At 32.4% G+C, this 2,616-nt stretch carries 2 protein-coding genes; both read left to right on the forward strand.

Features of this window, described 5'->3' with window-relative positions:
- The first annotated feature begins 283 nt into the window (after positions 1–283).
- Positions 284–1,582, forward strand: a complete 1,299-nt coding sequence (locus ACIR131C_RS0103825; RefSeq protein ID WP_028089123.1) for a P-loop NTPase fold protein — start codon at positions 284–286, stop codon at positions 1,580–1,582.
- A partial coding sequence (locus tag ACIR131C_RS0103830; RefSeq protein ID WP_028089124.1) for a tetratricopeptide repeat protein occupies positions 1,582–2,616 on the forward strand: 1,035 nt, incomplete at its 3' end. The genes ACIR131C_RS0103825 and ACIR131C_RS0103830, both read left to right, overlap by 1 nt.

Raw genomic sequence — 2,616 nt, forward strand, 5'->3', positions numbered from 1 at the left:
AACTTTACTTTTCGTTACTTGTGTCGGTTTTTTTCCGTTCACATACTTAGGAATATTAGTGTTTACTGGAGGTTTTTTTAACGAACCACAGAGGCACAGAGTTCACGGAGGAAGAGAAAGGAGGATAAGTATATATTTATGGGGTGGTTGTATTTGATTTAGGAAAGGTGACAATCTTTGTTTTAGCGACTATTTGCCTAAAAAAGAATTTTTTTTGTTTAGGTATAGCTAAAGGATCAAATTGTTATAACATGAAAATGTAGATTTATAGAGGGTATTAACAATGGTAGTCAACCGTATTGAGGCATTCCAAAAAGCATTTCGTAATTTACAATTACAACCTTTAATCACAGAAGAAGAAATTGAAAGGTTTCAAGTTCCTTATGGTCATGATTTAATTGATAAATTAGAGCATCTAATTTTAGATAGTGATGATAATACTAATCAATTATTTTTTGCTGGACATCGTGGTTGTGGTAAATCTACTTTGTTAGCAGAGTTTGCTAGAGAATTTGATCATAATTATCTGACTATCTTTTTCTCTATCTCTGATTTAATTGAAACTACCGCTATCAATCACATTAATATTCTTTTTGCTATTGCTGTGCAAATTATGGATAAAGCAGAGAAAGAAAATATTCAGATTGATAGTCAGAAAAAACAAAAATTCTTTAATTGGTTTCAAGATAGAACACAGATTCAAGAAAGTAAAATCGGGGCTGAATTGGAAGCGGGTTTTGATTTTTGGAGTTTTCTCAAAAGTAAATTAAAGGCTGAAGCAAGTATCCGCGAAGTCATAGAAACTAAGTTTAAACGTGATTTTCGAGATTTGATTAATACTGTCAATTTGATTGCTACAGAAGTTTCTTTAGCTTGTAAAAAAGAAATTGTGGTTATTATTGATGATTTAGATAAACTCGATTTAGCAGCTATTAAAAGTATTTTCCAAGATAATATTAAGGTTCTTTTACAACCTAATTTTTGTGTTGTTTATACTCTCCCTATTGCGACGATTCGTGATGGTGTTTTGAAAAAACATATCGAAACGGAAACAAATAATTCTATCTTTGTAATGCCAGTTTTAAAGGTTTATCCTAAAGGTGAAAGTCACAAAGATGAAGCTCAACCTGTTGCTGAAACAATAGATAAATTACAGAAGATTTTGCGAAAACGCATTGATGATACTTTATTAGCAGATGATGTTTTGCTGAAAATTACTTTATTTAGTGGTGGTGTGATTCGAGAATTGGTTCGCATTACTCAAAAATGTTGTAGTTTGGTATTAGTACAGTTACGACAAAAAGCAAGAAGAGGAGAATCAATTGATAATGTGCAAATTGATGAGATGATTTTGCAGGAAGCTCTTGATTCTTTGCGAAATGATATGACAATTACTCTAAGCAAAACTGACCGGGAGATTTTACTGCAAACATATACTGATTATCGTCCTGATGATCCTAAACAGCAAGAGTTTCTTGATTTGCTTCACAATGTTTATGTGATTGAATATAAAAATACTGAAAGTTGGTATGATTTACATCCTTTGATAATTCAACAGTTAAAGTTAGAAAATTTAATTTAATGAATAACTTAACTAATCAATCTATTATCAACGCAAATGAACAAACTTACCTGAGTTTGTTAGTTTCTCTTGAAGCTGGAGTTGGTATGTTACAGATTTTCATTGCTGTGTGTGATGCAGATAGACAGCGTGAAAATATTATAGCTAATTATGAGCAGGATTTAGCACCCAATTACAATATTTATCGAGTTTATCTTGATAGTCAAGAACCGAGTTTAAAGCAAGCCATTACACAACAAGTTACATTAACAGAAAATGCCATAGCTATCGTATTAGGTGCGGAAACTTTAGGAGCATTTAATCAAAATGAATCTTTGAAAAAGTTTTTTGGTTATTTGCAATGGACGCGAGAAGCATTGCGAGAACTCAAAATGCCAATTATTCTATGGATACCATCACGTATTTATGATCAAATCCCTAAGCAAGCACCTGATTTCTGGAGTTGGCGTAATGGGGTATTTCATTTTCAACCTGAACCGTCTTTGGTTACAAATCAGTTATCAATTAATCAAAGTCGTGATATTATTCAAGATAATCAATCAAGTTCTGTTTTTTCACCAGAACAATTAGAAGCATCTTTAGCAGAAGCTATTCAGCAATGGGGAGCAGATAGTAGTAAAACAGAAGTTCTCTACAGTCAGTTAGGTAATTTGTATGCTGAACGAGTAAAATCAGCAAAATCTACAGATAGACAAAAAGAATTAACTTTAGCTCAAGAATATCTTGAGAAAGCAATAGTTTTACAAACTAAATTTCAAAAACTAGAAGCTCTTGCTAATAGCTTAAACAATTTAGCAAGTCTTTACTATAATCAAGGAAAATACAGTGAAGCTGAACCTCTCTTACTTGATGCTTTAGAAATGAGAAAGCGGCTATTTACAGGCGACCATCCTGATGTTGCTTCTAGCTTAAACAATTTAGCATATCTTTACTATAATCAAGGAAAATACAGTGAAGCAGAACCTCTCTTACTTGATGCTTTAGAAATGAGAAGGCGGCTATTTACAAACGACCATCCTGATGTTGCTTCTAGC

The sequence above is a fragment of the Dolichospermum circinale AWQC131C genome, assembly GCF_000426905.1.
GTDB classification, from domain to species: Bacteria; Cyanobacteriota; Cyanobacteriia; order Cyanobacteriales; family Nostocaceae; genus Dolichospermum; species Dolichospermum circinale.